The organism is Shewanella sp. KT0246 (assembly GCF_019654955.1).
GTDB lineage: Bacteria > Pseudomonadota > Gammaproteobacteria > Enterobacterales > Shewanellaceae > Shewanella > Shewanella goraebulensis.
In genome coordinates, this window is record NZ_BPEV01000087.1 from 1 (window position 1) to 1,783 (window position 1,783).

At 51.3% G+C, this 1,783-nt stretch carries 1 rRNA gene; it reads right to left on the minus strand.

Annotated elements, in window-relative coordinates:
• Positions 1-57 precede the first annotated feature (57 nt).
• A 23S ribosomal RNA gene (locus K5Q58_RS20520) occupies positions 58-1,783 on the minus strand; the annotation flags it as partial.

Consider the following 1,783-nt stretch of genomic DNA (forward strand, 5'->3'; position numbering starts at 1 on the left):
AACAGTAAGTAATAAATCTAGTTACCATCAACTCAGATAAAAACTCATCTGGGTTGTATGGTTAAGCCTCACGAGTCATTAGTACAGGTTAGCTCAACGCCTCACAACGCTTACACACCCTGCCTATCAACGTCCTAGTCTCGAACGGCTCTTTAGAGGAATTAAATTCCTAGGGATGACTCATCTTAGGACTCGCTTCCCGCTTAGATGCTTTCAGCGGTTATCGATTCCGAACGTAGCTACCGGGCAATGCTATTGGCATAACAACCCGAACACCAGCGGTTCGTCCACTCCGGTCCTCTCGTACTAGGAGCAGCTTCCTTCAATCATCCAACGCCCACGGCAGATAGGGACCGAACTGTCTCACGACGTTCTGAACCCAGCTCGCGTACCACTTTAAATGGCGAACAGCCATACCCTTGGGACCGACTTCAGCCCCAGGATGTGATGAGCCGACATCGAGGTGCCAAACACCGCCGTCGATATGAACTCTTGGGCGGTATCAGCCTGTTATCCCCGGAGTACCTTTTATCCGTTGAGCGATGGCCCTTCCATACAGAACCACCGGATCACTATGACCTACTTTCGTACCTGCTCGACGTGTATGTCTCGCAGTTAAGCTGGCTTATGCCATTGCACTAACCGTACGATGTCCGACCGTACTTAGCCAACCTTCGTGCTCCTCCGTTACTCTTTGGGAGGAGACCGCCCCAGTCAAACTACCCACCAGGCACTGTCCCGAACCCCGATAAGGGGCCGCGGTTAGAACATCAAAACTACAAGGGTGGTATTTCAAGATTGACTCCACTCCATCTAGCGACGAAGCTTCAAAGTCTCCCACCTATCCTACACATGTAGGTTCAATGTTCAGTGCCAAGCTATAGTAAAGGTTCACGGGGTCTTTCCGTCTAGCCGCGGGTATACGGCATCTTCACCGCAATTTCAACTTCACTGAGTCTCGGCTGGAGACAGCGTGGCCATCATTACGCCATTCGTGCAGGTCGGAACTTACCCGACAAGGAATTTCGCTACCTTAGGACCGTTATAGTTACGGCCGCCGTTTACTTGGGCTTCGATCATGAGCTTCTCCGAAGATAACCCAATCAATTAACCTTCAAGCACCGGGCAGGCGTCATACCGTATACGTCATCTTGCGATTTTGCACAGTACTGTGTTTTTGATAAACAGTTGCAGCCACCTGGTATCTGCGACTCCCAGCAGCTTAGAGAGCAAGTCTCATCACCGCCAGGAGCGTACCTTCTCCCGAAGTTACGGTACCATTTTGCCTAGTTCCTTCAGCCGAGTTCTCTCAAGCGCCTTGGTATTCTCTACCCGACCACCTGTGTCGGTTTGGGGTACGATTCCTACTAACCTGAAGCTTAGAAGATTTTCCTGGAAGCATGGCATCAACTACTTCATCCCCTTGGGGACTCGTCATCAACTCTCAGCCTAGTGTTCACCCGGATTTGCCTAAGTGAACAGCCTACAGTCTTAAACGCGGACAACCAACGCCGCGCTAGCCTAGCCTTCTCCGTCTCTCCATCGCAGTTAGCAAAAGTACAGGAATATTGACCTGTTTCCCATCGACTACGCCTTTCGGCCTCGCCTTAGGGGTCGACTCACCCTGCCCCGATTAACGTTGGACAGGAACCCTTGGTCTTTCGGCGTGGGGGTTTTTCACCCCCATTATCGTTACTCATGTCAGCATTCGCACTTCTGATACGTCCAGTGTGGGTTACCCCTTCACCTTCAACCGCTTACAGAACGCTCCTCTACCGCTTGC